General features: G+C 55.6%; 20 protein-coding genes. 16 read left to right on the top strand and 4 right to left on the bottom strand.

The window, feature by feature from the left end; genetic code table 11:
* Window positions 1–15: 15 nt before the first annotated feature.
* From QE396_RS12240 to adrA, 6 genes are all read left to right on the top strand, one after another.
* On the top strand, window positions 16–699 hold the full coding sequence (locus tag QE396_RS12240; RefSeq protein WP_020885243.1) for an extensin family protein: 684 nt from the start codon (window positions 16–18) through the stop codon (window positions 697–699).
* A gap of 169 nt (window positions 700–868) precedes the next feature.
* Entirely contained in the window at window positions 869–2,083 is a 1,215-nt protein-coding gene (locus QE396_RS12235; RefSeq protein WP_020885242.1) for a multidrug efflux MFS transporter, read from the top strand.
* A gap of 209 nt (window positions 2,084–2,292) precedes the next feature.
* Complete coding sequence (iraP, locus tag QE396_RS12230; protein ID WP_014168818.1) at window positions 2,293–2,553, top strand: anti-adapter protein IraP; 261 nt, start codon at window positions 2,293–2,295, stop codon at window positions 2,551–2,553.
* Between the two features lie 99 nt (window positions 2,554–2,652).
* Entirely contained in the window at window positions 2,653–4,068 is a 1,416-nt protein-coding gene (phoA, locus tag QE396_RS12225; protein ID WP_020885241.1) for an alkaline phosphatase, read from the top strand.
* Between the two features lie 89 nt (window positions 4,069–4,157).
* Entirely contained in the window at window positions 4,158–4,478 is a 321-nt protein-coding gene (gene psiF / locus QE396_RS12220) for a phosphate starvation-inducible protein PsiF (protein ID WP_014168820.1), read from the top strand.
* A 101-nt stretch (window positions 4,479–4,579) separates the two neighbouring features.
* On the top strand, window positions 4,580–5,683 hold the full coding sequence (adrA, locus tag QE396_RS12215) for a diguanylate cyclase AdrA (protein WP_020885240.1): 1,104 nt from the start codon (window positions 4,580–4,582) through the stop codon (window positions 5,681–5,683).
* Between the two features lie 16 nt (window positions 5,684–5,699).
* Here adrA and proC read toward each other — a convergent pair whose 3' ends face one another.
* On the bottom strand, window positions 5,700–6,509 hold the full coding sequence (proC, locus tag QE396_RS12210) for a pyrroline-5-carboxylate reductase (protein WP_020885239.1): 810 nt from the start codon (window positions 6,507–6,509) through the stop codon (window positions 5,700–5,702).
* Window positions 6,510–6,606: 97 nt separating this feature from the next.
* Here proC and QE396_RS12205 point away from each other — a divergent pair, with 97 nt between their 5' ends.
* The 5 genes from QE396_RS12205 to ppnP all read left to right on the top strand — a co-directional run bounded on the left by QE396_RS12205 (window position 6,607) and on the right by ppnP (window position 9,244).
* Window positions 6,607–7,065: a YaiI/YqxD family protein gene (locus tag QE396_RS12205; RefSeq protein ID WP_014168823.1), complete on the top strand. Its 459-nt coding sequence runs from the start codon at window positions 6,607–6,609 to the stop codon at window positions 7,063–7,065.
* 144 nt (window positions 7,066–7,209) lie between these two features.
* Complete coding sequence (gene aroL / locus QE396_RS12200; protein WP_020885238.1) at window positions 7,210–7,734, top strand: shikimate kinase AroL; 525 nt, start codon at window positions 7,210–7,212, stop codon at window positions 7,732–7,734.
* Between the two features lie 44 nt (window positions 7,735–7,778).
* Complete coding sequence (yaiA, locus tag QE396_RS12195) at window positions 7,779–7,970, top strand: protein YaiA (RefSeq protein WP_013095817.1); 192 nt, start codon at window positions 7,779–7,781, stop codon at window positions 7,968–7,970.
* A gap of 237 nt (window positions 7,971–8,207) precedes the next feature.
* The gene (locus tag QE396_RS12190) at window positions 8,208–8,885 is read left to right on the top strand and encodes an AroM family protein (RefSeq protein ID WP_032670756.1); all 678 of its coding nucleotides are present in this window, start codon (window positions 8,208–8,210) and stop codon (window positions 8,883–8,885) included.
* A gap of 71 nt (window positions 8,886–8,956) precedes the next feature.
* Entirely contained in the window at window positions 8,957–9,244 is a 288-nt protein-coding gene (gene ppnP, locus QE396_RS12185; protein WP_014168827.1) for a pyrimidine/purine nucleoside phosphorylase, read from the top strand.
* A 45-nt stretch (window positions 9,245–9,289) separates the two neighbouring features.
* Here ppnP and rdgC read toward each other — a convergent pair whose 3' ends face one another.
* Window positions 9,290–10,204, bottom strand: a complete 915-nt coding sequence (gene rdgC / locus QE396_RS12180) for a recombination-associated protein RdgC (protein WP_014882739.1) — start codon at window positions 10,202–10,204, stop codon at window positions 9,290–9,292.
* A 123-nt stretch (window positions 10,205–10,327) separates the two neighbouring features.
* Between rdgC and mak the strand changes: the two genes are divergently transcribed.
* A complete protein-coding gene (gene mak, locus QE396_RS12175) occupies window positions 10,328–11,233 on the top strand; it encodes a fructokinase (protein ID WP_020885236.1) in 906 nt (301 codons plus the stop codon).
* A 60-nt stretch (window positions 11,234–11,293) separates the two neighbouring features.
* On the opposite strand, the gene sbcC is transcribed toward mak, so the two are convergent.
* Window positions 11,294–14,425: an exonuclease subunit SbcC gene (gene sbcC, locus QE396_RS12170; protein ID WP_020885235.1), complete on the bottom strand. Its 3,132-nt coding sequence runs from the start codon at window positions 14,423–14,425 to the stop codon at window positions 11,294–11,296.
* On the bottom strand, window positions 14,422–15,627 hold the full coding sequence (gene sbcD / locus QE396_RS12165; protein WP_020885234.1) for an exonuclease subunit SbcD: 1,206 nt from the start codon (window positions 15,625–15,627) through the stop codon (window positions 14,422–14,424). Before sbcD ends, sbcC begins: the two co-directional genes overlap by 4 nt.
* Window positions 15,628–15,814: 187 nt before the next feature.
* Here sbcD and phoB point away from each other — a divergent pair, with 187 nt between their 5' ends.
* The 4 genes from phoB (at window position 15,815) to proY (ending at window position 21,005) form a co-directional block, all read left to right on the top strand.
* A complete protein-coding gene (gene phoB / locus QE396_RS12160) occupies window positions 15,815–16,504 on the top strand; it encodes a phosphate response regulator transcription factor PhoB (protein WP_008503265.1) in 690 nt (229 codons plus the stop codon).
* Window positions 16,505–16,525: 21 nt separating this feature from the next.
* Window positions 16,526–17,821, top strand: coding sequence for a phosphate regulon sensor histidine kinase PhoR (phoR, locus tag QE396_RS12155; RefSeq protein WP_014168833.1), 1,296 nt, complete (start codon window positions 16,526–16,528; stop codon window positions 17,819–17,821).
* Window positions 17,822–18,230: 409 nt separating this feature from the next.
* On the top strand, window positions 18,231–19,550 hold the full coding sequence (gene brnQ / locus QE396_RS12150; protein ID WP_014168834.1) for a branched-chain amino acid transporter carrier protein BrnQ: 1,320 nt from the start codon (window positions 18,231–18,233) through the stop codon (window positions 19,548–19,550).
* An 81-nt stretch (window positions 19,551–19,631) separates the two neighbouring features.
* The gene (proY, locus tag QE396_RS12145; RefSeq protein ID WP_014168835.1) at window positions 19,632–21,005 is read left to right on the top strand and encodes a proline-specific permease ProY; all 1,374 of its coding nucleotides are present in this window, start codon (window positions 19,632–19,634) and stop codon (window positions 21,003–21,005) included.
* The last annotated feature ends 17 nt before the right edge of the window (window positions 21,006–21,022 follow it).

The raw sequence follows: 21,022 nt of genomic DNA, 5'->3' as shown, positions 1-21,022 counted from the left end.
TGTTAAGGGGGGAGCGTGAAAGGAAAAACTCTGCTGACCGTTTTCATTATTGCGGCTGTCGCAACGGTGGGGTATCGCTGGTTGCCGTCTTACTACAACCCTTTCACGCCGCTACATCTCGACGACCCGCCAGGCCGCATTACCCAGTATAAGCTTCGGAACTTAACGCCCCAGGCGTGCACGAGCCTGTTATCACAGGCCAATCAACGCGCGCTTATCCGCACACAACCGGTCGCAGACAGCGGTGGGGAGTGTCCACTCCGTAACGTCGTCCGGGTACGTAACTTCGGTCCGGTCAGCCTGAACAGCAGTTTCCTTGCGAGCTGCCCGCTGGCGCTCAGTTCTGCCTTGTTTATCAGCCAGCAGGCCCGGCCACTCACCAGAAGCTATACGGGAAGTGAGCTGACGCGTATTGAGCATCTCGGCAGCTTTGCCTGCCGCAACATTTACCATCGCCCCGACGCGCGACGCAGTGAACATGCCACGGCAGAGGCACTGGATATCACGGCGTTTGTGCTGGCGAACGGTGAGAAGGTCACGGTACAAAACGGCTGGAAGGCGACCAAAACGCAGCCATGGCTGAAAGGCATGCTGGCGGCGAGCTGCAGCTATTACGGCAACAGCCTGGGGCCAGAGTATAACGCTGCCCATGCCAGCCACTTTCACCTGGGGATGCGCGGTTTTGGTCTCTGCCGCTGAAGCATAATATTCCGTCAGAAAATGGATGATTTGTGACTTATTTCACAAATATGATGACTGGGAAGATAAAACACCAAAGTCGGCAAGGGCGCATCTCTGGTGCGACGTCATAACGCGTAACTTGCTAATCTGTCGGCGAATTCGCCTAAAAATGAAGACTATTTCTTTTATGGAATCCTGGAAAGTAAATCTCATCTCGGTCTGGTTCGGGTGCTTCTTTACCGGGCTGGCCATCAGCCAGATATTGCCCTTCCTGCCACTGTACGTGTCGCAGCTGGGCGTTACCTCCCATGAAGCGCTCTCCATGTGGTCAGGTCTGACGTTCAGCGTCACGTTTCTGGTCTCTGCCATTGTCTCGCCGATGTGGGGCAGTCTGGCCGACCGCAAAGGGCGCAAGCTGATGCTGCTGCGCGCATCGCTGGGGATGGCGATAGCCATTCTGCTGCAGGCCTTTGCCACTAACGTATGGCAGCTCTTTTTCCTGCGAGCGGTGATGGGGCTGACGTCCGGGTATATTCCGAATGCCATGGCGCTGGTGGCCTCGCAGGTGCCCCGTGAACGCAGCGGCTGGGCGCTGAGTACGCTCTCTACTGCTCAGATAAGCGGGGTCATTGGCGGCCCGCTGCTAGGGGGCTTCCTCGCCGATCATGTGGGGCTGCGCGCGGTGTTTATCATTACGGCCATCCTGCTGGTGGTCAGTTTTCTGGTCACGCTCTTCCTCATTAAAGAGGGAGGACGCCCCGTCATCAGCAAAGCTGAACGCCTGAGCGGCAAGGCCGTTTTCGCCTCGCTGCCCTATCCGGGCCTGATGATCAGCCTGTTTGTGACCACCATGGTGATCCAGCTTTGCAACGGTTCGGTCGGCCCGATTCTGGCGCTGTTTATTAAGTCGATGGAGCCAGACAGCAATAATATTGCTTTCCTCAGCGGGATGATTGCCGCCGTCCCGGGCGTATCAGCCCTCATTTCGGCGCCACGCCTTGGAAAACTGGGCGACAGGATCGGCACGGCGCGTATCCTGATGGCCACGCTGATTTTTGCGGTGGTGCTCTTTTTCGCAATGTCGTTTGTCACTTCTCCGTTTCAGCTTGGCGTGCTGCGGTTTCTGCTGGGCTTTGCCGATGGTGCGATGTTACCCGCGGTGCAAACATTGCTGGTGAAATATTCCAGTGACCAGGTAACGGGCCGTATTTTTGGCTATAACCAGTCGTTTATGTATTTAGGTAACGTTGCCGGTCCGCTTATGGGAGCCGCTGTTTCGGCAATGGCCGGTTTCCGTTGGGTATTTGCTGCTACCGCTATTGTGGTGCTGATAAATATTATTCAACTGGCTATTGCACTGCGTCGTCGCAGACAAATGGCGGAGGCGAAGTCGGCGCGATAACCGTTTCGTGGATGTATTATATATTCTTATGGTCGCCGCATTTTTATATAACTAAATGCGGCGTTTTTTATAGAAAAACGTTTCGCTGAAAGCCGCGAGGAATCTATTTTTCCTGCCGCATCACTTTTGCATAACATAATAAATTTCTTCTCTTTGCATAATGGATTCAGAATGCTAAGTTCAGACAAAACGGATAAGGAAATAGCACCATGAAAAATCTCATTGCTGAGTTGTTGGTCAAGCTTGCACAAAAGGAAGAAGAGTCAAAAGAGTTGGTCGCCCAGGTTGAAGCGCTGGAAATTGTGGTCACCGCGCTGCTGCGACAAATGGCGAAAAACGAACAACAGACGTTGATTGAGAACGTTGAAGGCGCGCTGGAAAGCGTCAGACCCGATTCCCAGGTGCCGGTTGAGGATGCTGAAATGCTCCGCCAGTACGTAAAAAAGCTGTTAAGGCATCCTCGCAACTAAACCATCACGGAACCTGACGGCGTGTCATAGAATTGTCATGCAGGATGCCTATAGTCGCTCTGTTTTATTTTTTATGTATTTGTACATGGAGAAAATAAATTGAAACAGAGCGCACTTTTCATCGCATTACTTCCCCTGTTAATGTCACCCGCTATTTATGCCGACAATCACAATACCAGCGTGCTGGATAATCGTGCGGCCAAAGGGGATATCACCCAGCCTGGCGGCGCGCGCCGGTTGACTGAAGATCAAACCGCCGCCATTCGCGCTTCGCTGAATGAGAAACCCGCTAAAAACATTATTCTGCTGATTGGCGACGGGATGGGCGATTCCGAAATAACGGCAGCACGAAATTATGCCGAAGGCGCGGGCGGCTTTTTTAAAGGTATCGACGCACTGCCTCTCACCGGACAATATACCCATTACGCGCTGGATAAAAAAACCGGTAAACCCGATTACGTGACGGATTCTGCTGCCTCTGCCACGGCGTGGTCCACGGGTGTGAAAACCTATAATGGTGCGCTGGGTGTGGATATTCACGAAAAAGATCACCAGACCATTCTGGAGATGGCTAAAGCGGCGGGACTGGCTACCGGCAACGTCTCTACGGCTGAACTTCAGGATGCAACGCCAGCGGCGCTGGTGGCGCATGTCACCTCGCGTAAATGTTACGGCCCGTCGGTGACCAGCGAAAAATGCCCGACTAACGCGCTGGAAAAGGGCGGCAAAGGCTCGATTACGGAACAACTGTTGAACGCACGTCCTGACGTGACGCTGGGCGGCGGGGCGAAAACCTTCGCGGAAACCGCAACGGCGGGCGAATGGCAGGGCAAAACGCTGCGTGAGCAGGCGCAGGCTCGCGGCTATCAGCTGGTGAGCGATGCATCTTCTCTGGCGGCGATTACCGAAGCAAGCCAGGATAAACCGCTGCTGGGTCTTTTCTCTGATGGCAATATGCCGGTGCGCTGGGAAGGGCCAAAAGCGTCCTATCACGGCAACATTGATAAGCCTGCCGTAACCTGTACGCCAAATCCAAAACGTACCGACAGCATCCCGACGCTGGCGGCGATGACCGATAAAGCGATCTCACTGCTGAGCAAGAGTGAAAAGGGCTTCTTCCTGCAGGTGGAAGGCGCGTCTATCGATAAACAGGATCATGCGGCTAACCCGTGCGGTCAGATTGGTGAGACGGTCGATCTGGACGAAGCAGTGCAGAAGGCACTTGAGTTCGCGAAGAAAGACGGCAACACCCTGGTGGTCGTTACCGCAGACCATGCGCACGCCAGCCAGATCATCCCAGCGGATACCAAAGCACCGGGCCTGACGCAGGCGCTGAACACCAAAGATGGCGCGGTGATGGTGTTGAGCTATGGCAACTCTGAAGAAGAGTCCATGGAGCATACCGGAACCCAGCTGCGCATCGCAGCATACGGTCCGCATGCGGCAAACGTGGTAGGGCTGACCGATCAAACGGATCTGTTCTACACCATGAAAGCGGCTTTGGGGCTGAAATAATAAAAGCCCGGCGGAAATCACATCTGCCGGGTGGTTTTTTTCCTGTCACGAACCAGACTTACAGTGAATGTTCACAAAAGGATGGTGCAATGAAAACAACATTACTGGTTACTCTGCTCTCGGGTCTGTTTCTGATCTCATCGGCGAACGCGGAAGAGAAAACATTAACGCCGCAGCAGCAACGCATGACCACCTGTAATCAACAGGCGACCGCGCAGAGCCTGAAGGGTGATGCCCGTAAGACCTACATGAGCGGTTGCCTCAAAAACGGTGCCGCAAAACCGGGTGAGAAAAGCCTGACGCCGCAGCAGCAAAAAATGCGCGAGTGTAATGCGAAAGCGACCGAACAGTCCCTGAAAGGCGACGATCGCAGCAAGTTCATGAGTGCCTGTCTGAAGAAAAACGTGTAGTCCTATCGGGTGAGTGGCCCCGGCGGCTCACCCGAAATTTCATACTTTCCCCGAAAGCCCCCTCTCTATAATTTGGGAAATATTTCAGAATATTCCCAAAAATGATGAATGATGAATCTTATTACAATATAAAGCGCATTCGGGAAGAGTGGAATATGACCCTTTCTCAGGATGACCCCCACCGTACCGGGATCCCGTTTGCCCGGCGAGCCCGGCTGGCGCGTGTTGTCGGACTGGCGGCGATGTTTTTTCCCCTCTCTGGCGTGCTGGTCACCTTTTCTGTATCCGGCGTCTGGTGGTTGTTCCTGGTGGGGTGGGCATTTATCTGGCCCCATTTCGCCTGGCAGTGGTCCTGCCGCGCTGCTTCTCCTCATCAGCAGGAACATTTTAATCTGAAGATTGATGCCATTATTGCCGGGCTTTGGATCGGCATGATGGGGATCAATGCGCTACCTACGGCAGCGCTGCTGATGATGGTGGGAATGAACATGATGGGGGCCGGCGGCTGTCGGCTGTTTTTTACCGGCATCATGTTAACCCTTCTGTCTTCCCTGGTGACGCTCCCCGTCGTGGGCCGGGTGGCTGTCTTTAACCCGGAGCCTCTGGCATGGGGCTTAACGCTTCCCGTGCTGGTGTTATATCCGATGCTTTTTGCCTGGCTCAGCCATCGTACTGCCATCAGGCTTGCAGAGCATAAACGGCGGCTGGAGCTGATGAGTACCCGCGACGGCATGACCGGCGTCTTTAATCGCCGGCACTGGGAAGTGTTGTTGAGAAATGAATTTGAACACTGTCGCCGCAACCACTGCACCGCCACGATTTTGCTTATCGATATCGATCATTTTAAGAATATCAATGACACCTGGGGCCACGATGTGGGTGATGAAGCGATCATTGCCCTGACGCGGCAACTGCAGCTAACGGTGCGTTCCGGGGATGCGATAGGCCGTTTTGGCGGGGATGAGTTTGCGGTGATCATGTCCCGGACGGCGGCTGACAGTGCCATCGCCGTGATGTCACGCGTACATGAGCGGCTGGAAACGCTGTCGTTACCGTGTGCGCCCAAGGAATCTCTGCGTATTAGCGTCGGTGTCGCGCCCTGGGGACCGCAGTTCGGGCACTATCGGGAGTGGTTAAAAGCGGCCGATGTGGCGCTGTATAAGGCCAAAAATGCCGGACGCGGCCGCACCGAGGTGGCCGCCTGACGTCCGGCTCAGATAATCAGGATTTACTCAGTTTCTCTGATTTTTCCATGCATTTTGTCATCGCTTCAATAACGGCCGAACGGAAGCCGCGCTCTTCCAGCACCCGCACCGCCTCAATAGTGGTTCCGCCAGGCGAGCAGACCATATCTTTCAGTTCACCCGGATGCTTACCGGTCTCCAGCACCATTTTGGCAGAGCCCATCACGGCCTGTGCAGCGAATTTATACGCCTGCGCTCGTGGCATACCGCCAAGCACCGCGGCGTCGGCCATCGCTTCTAAAAACATAAAGACATACGCAGGCGCTGAACCGCTCACTCCCACTACCGGATGGATCATGGATTCGGCAATGACTTCCGCTTCACCGAAGCAGCGGAAGATGTTCAGGACATCCGCCACGTCTTCCGACGTCACCAGCGCGTTAGGCGTGACGGAGGTCATGCCGGCGTTAACCAGTGACGGGGTATTCGGCATAGCGCGTACGATTTTACGGTCATGACCCAGCGCGCGCGCCAGCTGATCGAGCGTGACGCCCGCGGCAATCGATACAACCAGCGTCTCTTTGTTCAGGCTGGTGGTGATGTCGCTCAGCACTTTGATCATGATGTTCGGCTTGACGGCGCCAAAGACAATATCGGCTACCTGAGCCACTTCCTGCGCGCTTTCGGCTGCGTTGATCCCGTACCGATCGCGTAACGCGGCGACGTTGTCCGGTGATGGGGTGTAGACCCAAATCTGACCCGGCAGCACCTGTCCGCTGGCGATCAGGCCACCCAGGATGGCTTTGCCCATGTTACCGCAGCCGATAAACCCGATTTTCTTATCCATCACGATTCTCCGTCATTATGCGTTGTTTTCTCTGATTGATAGCTTAACAACGAAATGCAGGCGACAATAGTCGGCAGAATCATTATGGGGAGACAATATGGCGATTTGGGTTGATGCGGACGCGTGTCCGAATGTGATTAAAGAGATTTTATTCCGCGCGGCCGAGCGCGTGCAGATGCCGCTTACGCTGGTGGCGAACCAGAATATTCGCGTACCGCCTTCCCGATTTATTCGCGCGTTGCGGGTTCCGGCCGGCTTTGACGTGGCGGATAACGAGATTGTGCGTCTGTGTAGCCCTGAGGATCTGGTGATCACGGCGGATATCCCGCTGGCCGCGGAAGTGATTGAAAAGGGAGCGGCGGCGCTGAACCCGAGAGGGGAGCGTTATTCGCCGGCGACCATTCGTGAAAGACTCACCATGCGTGATTTTATGGATACGCTTCGCGCCAGCGGCGTGCAGACCGGCGGGCCAGACAGCCTGTCCCAGCGCGATCGCCAGCAGTTCGCTGCAGAGCTTGATAAGTGGCTGCTCGAAGTCAAGCGTCGCACTGCGTAATGATAACCATTGTCACTTTGTGGTACAGTATGGCCTCCGCAGGGTTGTCATCCCGTACCGCTTTGCAGTAAAGTAAACGCAACATCTTCTGCAATTATTTCTTTACGCTCTTCGGCCATCCGGCATCAAGGGGAACACCTGGTTATGACCCAACCCATCTTTTTAGTTGGCCCCCGCGGCTGTGGGAAAACCACCGTTGGCCTGGAACTGGCACGCGCGTGCGATCGTCAGTTTGTTGATACCGACCACTGGCTGCAAACCGAAGCCGGGAAAAGCATCGCGGAAATCGTTGAGCAAGAGGGGTGGGAGAGCTTTCGCGCTCGTGAAACGGCCGCGCTGAAGGCGGTCACCACGCCGTCTGCTGTTATCGCAACCGGTGGCGGCATTGTTCTCGCCGAGTGTAACCGTCGCTTTATGCGTGAAAAAGGGATTGTCATCTACCTCAGCGCACCCGTTTCGGCCCTGGTAGGGCGGCTGGAAGCATTTCCGGAAGAGGGGCAACGTCCTGCGCTGACCTCCCGGCCGCTCAGCGAAGAGGTGAGCGAAGTGCTGGCCGAACGCGATGCGTTATACCGCGAAGCGGCACATCACGTTGTGGATGCTTCCGCTTCACCCGAGGACGTGGTAATTCAGATTATTACCGCCCTGCGTTTGGCTTGTGCCAGCTAAGCGGCGTCTATACTTATAGCTCAGACATAAAAAAAGGATGAGCTATGCCAACCAGACCTCCCTATCCACGTGAAGCACGCATCGTTACCGTTGAAAAAGGTAATGGCGATCAAACCGTTACCTGGTATCAGCTGCGTGCCGATCACCCCAAACCAGACTCTCTGATCAGTGAACATGAAACTGAACAGGAAGCGCTGGATGCCAAACGGCGCTACGAAGATCCTGATAAGTCGTGAATGAATTCCTAAAGGGCTAAATACCGTGCCTGAATCACACTTTTTACTCATCGCAAATGTTAAGCAGGAGTTAATATTTAGTTATTACAGGTAGCTCCGTAATGGGCAGGCGATCTTTACATTTCGCGATGGGGATCACCTGCTACGCTTGGTGCTGTTTTGTTGAAAAAACGAACTGTGCAGCGTAGTGAGCCTGTACCTGTGTGAAAGATTTAGCGGTAATGGAAGGCGATGAAGATGAAGGCGACGTTGGCGATCCTCACTATTGGTGTGGTCCCTGTAAGCGAAGTGTTACCGCTCTTAACCGAGCATGTATCTGAACAACAGATAACGCATCTAAGCCTGCTGGGGAAGATGAGTCGGGAAGAGGTCATGGAAGACTACGCTGTAGAGGCGGGGGAGGATCCCCTGGCGACGTTATTAAGTGACGGTAAACTGGCGCATGTTTCGCGTCAGAAAATAGAGCGCGCGCTGCAGAGCGTAATAGAAGTGCTCGATAATCAAGGCTATGACGTTATTTTACTGATGAGTACTGCACCTGTTAAGGGACTCATCGCGCGTAATGCGATTTTGCTGGAGCCGATGCGGATCATTCCGCCGCTGGTGGCCTCCATTGTTGACGGGCATCAGGTGGGGGTCATTGTTCCCATTGAAGAGCTTATGGACAACCAGACGGCAAAATGGCACGTACTCGAAAAAATGCCTTTGTATGCGCTGGCCAATCCCTTCTGGGACAGCGAGGCCGCGCTGATTGAGGCAGGACGGGAACTGCTGGAGAGAGGGGCCGATGTGTTGATTCTGGACTGCCTTGGATTCCACCAGCACCACCGTGATTTACTGCAAAAGGCGCTGGATGTCCCGGTGCTGTTGTCCAATGTTCTGATGGCCCGGCTGGCCGCAGAGCTGTTGATCTAATGATTTTGCGTGACAGGTGATGATCATGGCCCCTATAGTGAATTTTTATCTAAAAATATAAGGGCCAGTTCATGCTTCAAAGTAACGAATACTTTTCCGGTAAAGTGAAATCCATTGGTTTTACCAGCAGCAGCACTGGCCGCGCCAGTGTCGGCGTTATGGCTGAAGGGGAATACACCTTTGGTACAGCCGAAGCTGAAGAGATGACGGTGATCAGCGGTGCGCTCAACGTCTTACTGCCGGGGGAAACAGAATGGAAAGTTTACTCTGCCGGACAAGCGTTCAACGTCCCTGGCCACAGCGAATTCCATCTGCAGGTTGCTGAACCGACCTCTTATCTGTGCCGCTACCTGAAATAAAACGTTTTATTCCCTCTCCCTGCCGGGAGAGGGTCACTGCAGGCATTACCGCTGCGCTTCGCCGCCGAGGCCTTCCACCAGATTCTGAATTAACGCTGCCAGCTCTCCGGTCATCAGGATAAAGTCCGCGTCAAAGCGCTGGGCGTAATCTTCACGATCGATATCTTCGTTCTGATCGCGCAGCTCATCGCAGAATTTCAGACGCTTCACCGAGCCGTCATCGCACATCACAAACTGAATACGCTGCTGCCAGTCGAGTGCCAGTTTGGTCACCACTTTGCCCGCTTCAATGTGTACGGCGATCTCGTCGCTCACCAGATCCTGCTTTTTCGCGCGGATCACGCCGCCATCTTCGAGCAGGGCTTTGAGCTCGGCTTCATCAAGGATCTGGAAGCCCTGGGCCGCTGTACCGCTGCGCACCCATTCGGTCAGGGTCAGCTCAATCGGCGTTTCCAGCGCCAGCGGAACGACCGGTAACGAGCCGATGCTTTTGCGCAGCAGGGCCAGCGTATCTTCCGCTTTTTTGGCGCTGGCGCAGTCCACCATGATCAGCCCGTTAACGGTATCGATCCACATCATTGTCTGGCTGAAACGGCTAAAGGCGCGCGGCAGCAGAGAGTGAAGAACTTCGTCTTTCAGCGAATCTTTTTCGGTTTTTTTCAGCTTGCGACCCTGTTCGGCTTCAAGCTTGAAAATTTTCGCTTCGAGCGCCTGCTTGACCACCGGCGTGGGCAGAATTTTTTCTTCTTTGCGGGCGCAGACGATGATTTGACCCGTGCTGCTGGCGTGGGTCAATGCATCGCTTTGTGAACCCATTGGAGGAACCCAACCGGTTTTTGCCATATCCTGGCTACCGCAAGGGGAAAAGCTATAAGCGGCTAACTGTTTTTCCATCTCTTCTGCACGCAGCGAAACGTCGCGGCTGAGACGGTAAACCATCAAATTTTTGAACCACAGCATGATAATTTCCACTGCCTTGTCGTTAAATCAGCGGGCATGATAACGAATTGTCGCATCGCTTGCATTGCTAATCGGGAAGCGGGCTTCTACTCTGTTGATAATCAAAATAATGAGGAGTGTCTTGTGCGTATTGGGATTGATTTGGGCGGCACCAAAACAGAAGTCATCGCACTGAGCGAGCTGGGGGAGCAACTGTTCCGCCACCGTCTGCCTACGCCGCGCGATGATTATCACCAGACTATCGAGACGATTGCCCGGCTGGTCGACATGGCTGAGCAGGCGACAGGGCAGACCGGCACCGTTGGGATGGGGATCCCGGGCTCAATCTCGCCCTATACCGGGGTGGTTAAAAACGCCAACTCCACCTGGCTCAACGGTCAGCCTTTTGATAAAGATTTAAGTCAGCGCCTGAACCGGGAAGTGCGTCTGGCAAATGACGCCAACTGTCTGGCCGTCTCCGAAGCCATTGACGGTGCCGCCGCAGGGGCCCAGACCGTTTTTGCGGTCATTATCGGGACCGGCTGTGGCGCAGGCGTGGCCCTGGGCGGGCGTGCCCATATTGGCGGCAACGGTACGGCGGGCGAGTGGGGACATAACCCCCTGCCGTGGATGGATGACGATGAACTTAAATACCGCGCCGAGGTGCCGTGCTATTGCGGCAAGCAGGGCTGTATTGAGACGTTTATCTCCGGCACCGGTTTTGCCACCGATTACCACCGCCTGAGTGGCCAGCCACTCAAGGGGAACGAGATTATGCGCCGGGTCGGGGAACACGATCCGGTGGCTGAGCTGGCTCTCAGCCGCTATGAAATGCGGCTGGCGAAATCCCTGGCGCACGTGGTGAATATCCTTGACCCTGACGTGATTGTGCTCGGCGGCGGGATGAGCAACGTCGACCGTTTATATGCCACGGTGCCGAATCTGCTGAAGCAGTGGGTCTTCGGCGGCGAGTGTGAAACCCCGATCCGCAAAGCGGTGCACGGGGACTCCAGCGGCGTGCGCGGCGCCGCGTGGCTCTGGCCGCTATAGCCATTCTCCCTCTCCCTACGTGAGAGGGGCAGGATGAGGGTGCCCTCACGCAGGGCACCCTCACTCCACCGCAAACACCTTATCCAGCTTGCTATACCCCAGCCCGTTAATCTTCTTCACTTTGATCTGCACCGGGATCCGCTCTTTCATCGCCTCGACGTGGCTAATCACGCCAATGGTTTTCCCGGTGGCGTTCAGCGCGTCGAGCGCATCCAGGGCGGTATCCAGCGTTTCGCTGTCGAGCGTGCCGAAGCCTTCATCCAGGAACAGCGAATCGATGCGTGTCTTGTGACTCACCAGATCGGAAAGCGCCAGCGCCAGTGCCAGGCTAACAAGGAAGCTTTCGCCGCCGGAGAGGGTACGGGTATCGCGCACCGCGTCCGCCTGCCAGGTATCCACCACTTCGAGTTCCAGCGCATCGCTGACCTTGCGCTGCAGCAAATAGCGCCCGTGCAGGCGATTTAGCTGCTGGTTGGCAAGCCAGACCAGATTATCCAGCGTGAGCCCCTGGGCAAACTTACGGAACTTGTCACCGGTGCTGGAACCTATCAGCGAATTCAGATAGCTCCAGTCATCGGCCAGCCGCGCGGCCTCTTCAATATGCTGCATGAGCGCCAACTGGTGCTGACGGTTATCGCTGTCCTGTTTAAGTTGCTGGCGGATCTCACCCTGATGAGTGGTGTTCTCCCGAAGCTGTTGCCCGAGTTGCTGTAGCTGCAACTGCAGGGTTGGCGCGTCGAGTTCCAGCCCTTCCGGTCGCTGCGTCTGATGAGCCTGCAGCTGCTGGTTTGCCTGTGCGAACAGCGCGGTTGCCTGCTGAAGCTGGTTTTCCAGGGTCTGCTTACGGTGTTCAAGACGGCGGATAGTCTCTTCATCAAGCAGTGCAGCCAGAAAGGCCTCCCGATCGGCGAAGCAGCTTGCGGTCAGTGCGGCGGTGAAGTGCGTCGTGGCGTGCTGCAGCCGCTCGCTTTCGAGGCTTTCCTGCTGTTGCAATGTGGCAAGCTGGCTCTGAAGAGAAACGCATTCGTCGTGCGTTTCGCGCCAGTTATCAGGAATGGCCGGTTCGGTTTCTGTGTCGTTTGTGGCGGGCAGGGTGTCGAGCAGCGGCATCAGAGCCGTCATGCGCTCCTGCATGACGCCATGCTGTGTCTGTTTTTCCTGCCACTGTGCGAACTCGGTTTCACGTTCGTTCAGCCAGGCAGCCTCTTTGCCTTCCTCCGGGACGTTGAGTGACAGCGTCAGCAGGGTCGTTTCCAGCGCCTGGCGCGTGGCCGTCAGCTGCTGTTGATACTGACGCGCCTGCGCGTCCTGTTCATTCAGCTGTTGCTGCAGCGTCAGACGCTGGCTCAGCTGGTAAAGCTGACGCTCATACTGCTCTTGTTCGTTCATCCACGGGGCAATATCTTCCTGAATATTCAGAGTGATATTCAGGGACGCGCAAACGGATTGCCACTCTTTAGTGAGCGCTTGCTCCTCCTGAGAGAGCGTCTGAGCATCGTCTGTCTCACGCTGGATCTGCCGGGTCAGGGCATTCACCTGGCCGAGAACTAACAATCCTTCCTCTTTAAGCGCAGCGACCTCTTTGGCTAACTGGTCGCGACGCTGCTGGTTGGCACTCAGCTCCAGCGCCTGATAGGCAGTGACCGCCGGGTGCGAGGTTGAGCCGCACAGCGGGCAGGGCTGTCCCGCCTGCAGCTGCGCACGCTCTGCCTCCAGACTTTTAATCTTCTCTTCCTGTCTGCAGAGCGTTTCAAGATCCAGGTAATGTTGGTTTTTCTCTTTGTACTGCTGGCGACGCAGCGTCAGCGTTTCATTGAGTTTTACCTGCTCTGCCTGGGCTTTCTGCAGGCTTTCACCGTTCTGGCGCAGACGCTGTTGCAGCGGCAGATAACGGGCCTGAAGCGACATCAGCCGCTGGCGGAAAGTCCGTGACTGAGCCTGTTGCTCCATCGCCACGCTGACCTCGTCAGCCGTGAGCGTCAGGGCGTTTTCCGGCATCTCTGCCAGCTTCTGGCGTAATTCAGCAATGCGCGTGGAAAGCGTGGCGATCTGATGTTTATCGCGATTCAGCTGTGCAAAATGGGCGCGCCAGCCTGCTATCTCCTGGCCCCACTGACGATACCGCTCGTGCTCTGCCAGCCATTGTGCCAGCGCCGTAAGGTCGGTCTGCAGTTGTGCATGGCTACGCTGGGCCGTATTACGGATACGCGAGCGCAGCGCGGTTTTTGCTTGTAAGCGAGCATTTACTTCAACAATGCGTTGCTTCGTTTGCCCCAGCCGGGTGGTTTGCTCTTGCTGGTTGTCCCACAGTGGTCGCAGCTGGGCGGCGGGGTGAGCAAGCTGGAGCGTTGCCAGCTCGGGCGCAGCCTCGGTCAGTGCCTGTTGCGCCTGTTGCTGCAAGGTGGCAACGCGTTGCTGCTCACGTATAAGCTCGTCATTGCGCGTAAGCCACTGAAAATCTTTCTGTTGATTCTGCTGTTGCGCCAGCAGCGTTTTTTCTTCGTCAGTAAGTGCCTGCAAACTTTGCTGTAACTGCTGCTGTTGCTCTTCACTCAACAATACGACGCCTGCAGCCTGTGCTTCATACACCTCAAGGGCGTTACGCGCGGCTTTGTGTTTCTCAAACACCATGGCGGAAATCTGACCGTAGATCTCGGTTCCGGTCAGTTCTTCCAGCAGTTCGGCGCGGTCGGAAGGTCTGGCATTGAGGAAGGCGGCAAATTGCCCCTGAGAGAGCAGCATTGAGCGGGTAAAACGGCCATAATCCAGCCCGGTGAGGGCGGCCGTTTGTTCCAGTTTATCCGACACTTTGTCGGCCAGAATTTTACCGTCCTCACAGCGTGCCAGCTCGACGCGTGGGGCCTGAAGATTACCGTCGGGCTGATTTCGCGCGCGGTTCTGACTCCAGAAAGCGCGATAGGCAATACCTTTGACTTCAAACTCAACTTCGGCAAGGCATTCGGCCGTGTCGCGCGTCATCAAATCGTTTTGTGCCTGGGAGACTTTCTGCAGACGCGGCGTTTCGTGATACAGCGCCAGACAAATGGCGTCGAGCAGGGTCGTTTTCCCTGCGCCGGTAGCCCCGGTAATCGCAAACAGTCCGTTGCTGGCAAACGGCTCCGCGGTAAAATCGATTTTCCACTCACCCTTCAGTGAGTTGAGATTTTTCAGACGCAGGCTGAGGATTTTCATGCGTTTTCTTCCTCATCGTTCAGGGCATGCAGGGTGTGCGTAAACAGCTCGTTCAGCCGTGCGCGTTTCGCGTCGTCAATCTCCTCGTGGGAGAGCCGGCGTTCAAAGACCTCTTCCACCCTGAGTTCGCTGAGCGTTTCGCGCTGAGCGCCGAGCAGAATTTTCTCGCGCTGCTCGCGGCTGCGGCGCACCAGCAGCACCTCTACCGGCAGGTCTTCCGTGAGTACCTGAATTTTACGCTGTACATCATGCAGGTAGTCGGCGCTGGCGATCTCAATATCCAGCCAGACCGGCGGGTTTTGTTCCACGCCGCGCCACTGTTCAAGCTGGGCGGTGATGGCGTCCAGATCGCCTTTCAGCACCGCCAGCGGCTGGGTGACGGGCACTTCCAGCGTGTCAACGGCGCTGAGCTTGCCGTCGCTAAAGCTCACCAGATGGACACTTTTGGCTTTGCCGGTCTCATCAAAACTCAGCGAGATGGGCGAGCCGCAGTAGCGAATGTGCTCGCAGCCGCCGATAACCTGCGCCCGGTGGATATGCCCGAGGGCAATATACTCCGCGGGCGGGAAGTTTTGTGCCGGGAAAGCATCCAGCGTGCCAATATAAATGTCACGCACCGCGTCGCTTTTGCTGGCCCCAACGGTGGTGAGGTGCCCGGTGGCAATCACCGGAATCGCCTGGTCGCCGCGAAGGGCACAGGCCTGGGCATGCTGCTGGTGGTAATAGTCGGTGATGGCCTGCAGCAAATGCTGCTGTTTTTCTGCGCCGGAAAGCCCCGCCTGGCTTTGGACAATATCGCGCGGGCGTAAAAATGGGATCGGACACAGTACCGCACCCGGCGTCCCGTCGCGCTTTTTCAGGATCTGCGGCGCATGTCCTGCGCTGGCCACCACGGTAGTATTAAGAAACGCCAGAATATCGCGGGATTCATTTAACGTTGCGACGGAATCATGGTTGCCGGCAACAATCACCAGATGACAGCCCGTTTGCTGCAGATTGACGACAAAACGGTTATATAACTCGCGCGCATAGCTGGGGGGCGAGCCGGTATCGAAGATGTCACCCGCCACAATAATGGCGTCCACCTCATGAGAGCGGGCCGTATCCAGCAGCCAGTTCAGGAACGCTTCGTGTTCAGCCGCCCGGCTTTTGCTGTAAAAATTTTGACCCAGATGCCAGTCAGAGGTGTGTAGTATGCGCATTGCTGATCCGTGGCGAAAAAGAGAAAGCAGGATTATAAACTGTCAGGGAACAGAAAATAACCGCTGTAATAAAACAACAGTTTGCCCTTTATAGTGGTACTGTTTTTCATAAATCTGTCATAAATCTGACGCATAATGACGCCGCATTACAAACTTGTAACTTAAATAAGATAAAACAGGGCAAAGTATGGCGAGACGTATTCTGGTCGTAGAAGATGAAGCTCCGATTCGTGAAATGGTGTGCTTCGTGCTCGAGCAAAATGGCTTCCAGCCGGTTGAGGCGGAAGATTATGACAGCGCGGTGAACCAGCTGAATGAACCCTGGCCCGATCTGATTCTGCTCGACTGGATGTTGCCTGGCGGCTCCGGGCTGCAGTTTATCAAACACCTGAAACGTGAAGCGCTAACCCGCGATATACCGGTTGTGATGCTCACGGCGCGCGGTGAAGAAGAGGATCGCGTACGCGGTCTGGAAACGGGGGCGGACGATTACATTACCAAACCGTTCTCACCGAAAGAGCTGGTTGCCCGCATTAAAGCCGTGATGCGCCGCATTTCACCGATGGCGGTGGAAGAGGTGATTGAGATGCAGGGACTGAGCCTTGACCCTACCTCACACCGCGTCATGACCGGTGAAAATCCCCTCGATATGGGGCCTACCGAATTTAAACTTCTGCATTTCTTTATGACTCACCCGGAGCGCGTATACAGCCGCGAACAGTTGCTGAATAACGTGTGGGGAACTAACGTGTATGTCGAAGACCGGACGGTTGACGTTCATATCCGCCGCCTGCGAAAAGCGCTGGAACTGAGCGGCCACGATCGCATGGTGCAGACGGTCCGCGGCACGGGTTATCGTTTTTCAACCCGTTTCTGAACAATGACAGGAGTGTGACGCGTGCTGGAACGTCTGTCATGGAAAAGGCTCGTCTTTGAACTGATCTTATGCTGTATTCCGGCCTTCATTCTGGGGGCCTTTCTTGGATATTTGCCGTGGTTTCTGCTGGCGTCGGTTACCGGGCTTCTGATCTGGCATTTCTGGAACCTGCTGCGCCTCTCGTGGTGGCTGTGGGTTGACCGAAGTATGACGCCTCCGCCGGGAAGCGGAAGCTGGGAGCCGCTGCTGTACGGTCTGCACCAGATGCAGATGCGTAACAAAAAGCGGCGTCGGGAGCTGGGAAGCCTGATCAAACGCTTCCGTAGCGGCGCTGAGTCGCTGCCGGATGCTGTCATTCTGACGACCGAAGAAGGGACGATCTTCTGGTGTAACGGCCTCGCGCAACAGCTGCTGGGCCTGCGCTGGCCGGACGATAATGGCCAGAACATCCTCAACCTTCTGCGTTATCCCGAGTTCACGCTGTACCTGAAAAAGCGTGATTTTACCCGCCCCCACAACCTGAAGCTCAATAATGGGCGCCATCTGGAAATCCGTGTGATGCCTTACAGCGACCAGCAGTGGCTGATGGTTGCCCGTGATGTCACCCAGATGCACCAGCTGGAAGGGGCGCGACGCAACTTCTTTGCCAACGTCAGCCACGAATTACGCACTCCGCTGACGGTGCTTCAGGGGTACCTGGAGATGATGCAGGAGCAAACGCTGGAAGGCGCGCCGCGCGAGAAAGCGTTGCATACGATGCGTGAACAAACGCACCGTATGGAAGGGCTGGTGAAACAGCTGCTGACGCTCTCGAAAATTGAGGCCGCCCCCTCGCTGGCGTTGAATGACACCATTGATGTTCCGATGATGCTGCGGGTGGTGGAGCGCGAAGCGCAGACGTTAAGCCATAAAATGCATCAGCTGACCTTCGAGGTCGACAACACGCTCAAGGTGCTTGGCAGCGAAGATGAGCTGCGCAGCGCCATTTCCAATCTGGTGTATAACGCGGTGAATCATACGCCAGCGGGGACGGATATCGTGGTGCGCTGGCAGCATACGCCAACGGGCGCTGAGTTCAGCGTAGAGGATAACGGGCCGGGGATCGCACCTGAACACATCCCGCGTCTGACCGAGCGCTTCTACCGGGTGGATAAAGCGCGCTCACGGCAGACCGGCGGCAGCGGTCTGGGGCTGGCTATTGTGAAACACGCGGTGAATCACCATGAAAGCCGTCTCGATATTCAAAGCACGCTGGGTAAGGGAACCCGCTTCAGTTTCGTTATCCCGGAACGATTAATTGCCAAAAAGATCGCCTGACGACAGGCGTGTCAGTTTACCTTTCCACGGGCCAGCGTTTGCTGGCCCGTTTGCTTTGCAGTCAAGCGAAACGCGGCTGAATATTATACGGCTGGCTGTTTTTTGTTCGCATGATTAGCCATGGGTTTTTCTTATAATTAGCGTATTGTGCTGGTCTGATTTTTGATGCTGGCATATTGTTCTGGTTTCACGATCCCATCTTGCCTTTAAACGTTATAAGCGTTTAAATTGCGCCCCAGATACTGTCATACCGACTGTATTTGCGTGGTAAATCGAAAAACTATTCTTCTCCACGCCAGGACGGGAGCATATCCCGCTGAAATTGAGCAAATTTTCCGCTGTATCGTCCCGTCAGGGATAGCGAAAATCTCAATGTTTTCAACACCACATCCACAGGCAGTAAGGTTTTATGACCCATCACTTAAAATCGCGTGACATCATCGCGCTGGGCTTTATGACATTTGCGCTGTTCGTTGGCGCAGGCAACATCATTTTCCCTCCAATGGTTGGCTTACAGGCGGGTGAACACGTCTGGACCGCTGCGTTTGGTTTCCTGATTACTGCTGTGGGTCTGCCGGTACTGACCGTCGTCGCGCTGGCGAAAGTCGGTGGTGGCGTTGATAGCCTCAGCACCCCGATTGGCAAAGTGGCCGGCATTCTGCTTGCGACCGTCTGCTATCTGGCCGTTGGCCCGCTGTTTGCGACCCCGCGTACCGCGACCGTATCCTTCGAAGTGGGGATTGCCCCGCTCACTGGCGATGGCGCGATGCCGCTGTTTATCTACAGCCTGATCTACTTCGCGATTGTGATTCTGGTTTCCCTTTATCCGGGCAAGCTGCTGGATACCGTGGGTAACTTCCTGGCTCCGCTGAAAATCGTGGCGCTGATTGTGCTGGCGGTTGCAGCCATCGTCTGGCCCGCAGGCCCGATTAGCGATGCGATGGACGCCTATAAAAACGCCGCGTTCTCCAACGGCTTTGTGAACGGCTACCTGACGATGGATACGCTGGGCGCAATGGTGTTTGGTATTGTTATCGTGAATGCCGCACGTTCCCGCGGCGTGACGGAAGCGCGTCTGCTGACTCGCTACACCATCTGGGCTGGCCTGATGGCCGGTGTAGGGCTGACGCTGCTGTACCTGGCGCTGTTCCGCTTGGGCTCAGATAGCGCCATACTGGTCGATCAAAATGCCAACGGCGCGGCGATCCTCCATGCCTACGTGCAGCACACCTTTGGTGGTGCGGGTAGCCTGCTGCTGGCGGTACTGATTTTCCTGGCGTGCCTTGTCACCGCCGTGGGTCTGACCTGCGCCTGCGCTGAGTTCTTTGCTCAGTATCTGCCGCTCTCTTACCGTACGCTGGTCTTTATCCTGGGCATCTTCTCCATGGCGGTGTCAAACCTCGGTCTGAGCCACCTGATTCAGGTCTCTATCCCGGTGCTGACGGCCATCTATCCGCCGTGTATTGTGCTGGTGGTGCTGAGCTTCACCCGCCCGTGGTGGAACAACTCGTCGCGAATTATTGCGCCAGCCATGTTTATCAGCCTGATTTTTGGTATCCTTGACGGGATTAAAGCATCCGCCTTTGCGCAAATACTGCCAGCCTGGACACAGCGTCTGCCGCTGTCCGAGCAAGGCCTGGCCTGGTTGATGCCTACCGTTGTTGCACTGGTTCTGGCTATTATCTGGGATCGTGCTGCAGGGCGTCAGGTCGCATCGAACGCCCATTAATCAACGGCAACAAACTGTTTAACCACGGGGCTTAAGGCCCCGTGGTTTTTTGTTTTTTTCGAGTTGAATGGCAAGATTTAAATGGAAAGCACTAACAAACTCAAACGTGGACTCAGCACCCGCCACATTCGCTTTATGGCGCTGGGATCCGCTATCGGTACCGGTCTTTTTTATGGCTCGGCAGATGCCATTAAAATGGCCGGTCCCAGCGTTCTGCTGGCCTACATCATCGGTGGCGTGGCCGCGTATATCATCATGCGCGCCCTCGGGGAGATGTCGGTTCACAATCCGTCTGCCAGTTCGTTCTCGCGCTATGCGCAGGAAAACTTAGGCCCGCTGGCGGGCTTCATCACCGGCTGGACCTACTGCTTCGAAATTCTGATTGTGGCTATTGCCGACGTTACCGCCTTTGGCATCTACATGGGCGTCTGGTTCCCCGCGGTTCCGCACTGGATCTGGGTGCTGAGCGTGGTGCTGATCATCTGTGCCGTCAACCTGATGAGCGTGAAGGTGTTTGGTGAACTGGAGTTCTGGTTCTCCTTCTTCAAAGTTGCCACCATTATCATCATGATTATCGCGGGCTTTGGGATCATCATCTGGGGTATCGGCAACGGCGGTCAGCCAACGGGGATCCATAACCTCTGGAGCAACGGCGGCTTCTTTAGCAACGGCTGGCTCGGCATGGTGATGTCGCTGCAGATGGTCATGTTTGCCTACGGCGGGATCGAGATTATCGGCATTACCGCCGGGGAAGCGAAAGACCCGGAGAAATCCATTCCGCGCGCCATCAACTCAGTGCCAATGCGTATTCTGGTGTTCTATGTGGGGACGCTGTTCGTCATTATGTCCATCTACCCGTGGAACCAGGTGGGCACTAACGGCAGCCCGTTTGTGCTGACCTTCCAGCATATGGGCATCGCGTTTGCCGCCAGCATCCTGAACTTTGTGGTGCTGACCGCCTCGCTTTCGGCAATCAACAGTGACGTCTTTGGCGTGGGCCGCATGCTGCACGGAATGGCGGAGCAGGGCAGTGCGCCTAAGGTGTTTGCCAAAACCTCTCGTCGCGGCACGCCGTGGGTGACGGTAATGGTGATGACCGTAGCCCTGCTGCTGTCGGTCTACCTGAACTACATCATGCCGGAGAATGTGTTCCTGGTGATTGCGTCGCTGGCGACCTTCGCGACCGTGTGGGTATGGATCATGATCCTGTTGTCGCAGATTGCGTTCCGTCGCCGTCTGTCACCGGAAGAGGCGAAAGCGCTGAAGTTCAAAGTGCCGGGTGGGGTGGTGACAACCGCTGTCGGTCTGGTCTTCCTGGTCTTTATCATCGCCCTGATTGGCTATCATCCGGATACCCGTATCTCCCTTTACGTGGGCTGTGCGTGGATCGTCCTGCTGCTGCTGGGCTGGATGTTCAAATGCCGCCGCGACCGTCAGCTGGCGCAGGCACAGTAAACTTCCGTCTCCCCGCA

It is taken from the genome of Enterobacter sp. SORGH_AS_0287 (assembly GCF_031453695.1).
GTDB classification, from domain to species: Bacteria; Pseudomonadota; Gammaproteobacteria; order Enterobacterales; family Enterobacteriaceae; genus Enterobacter; species Enterobacter ludwigii.
Note: the sequence above shows the minus strand (reverse complement) of the source record. Positions and strands in the feature narration are given on the sequence as shown.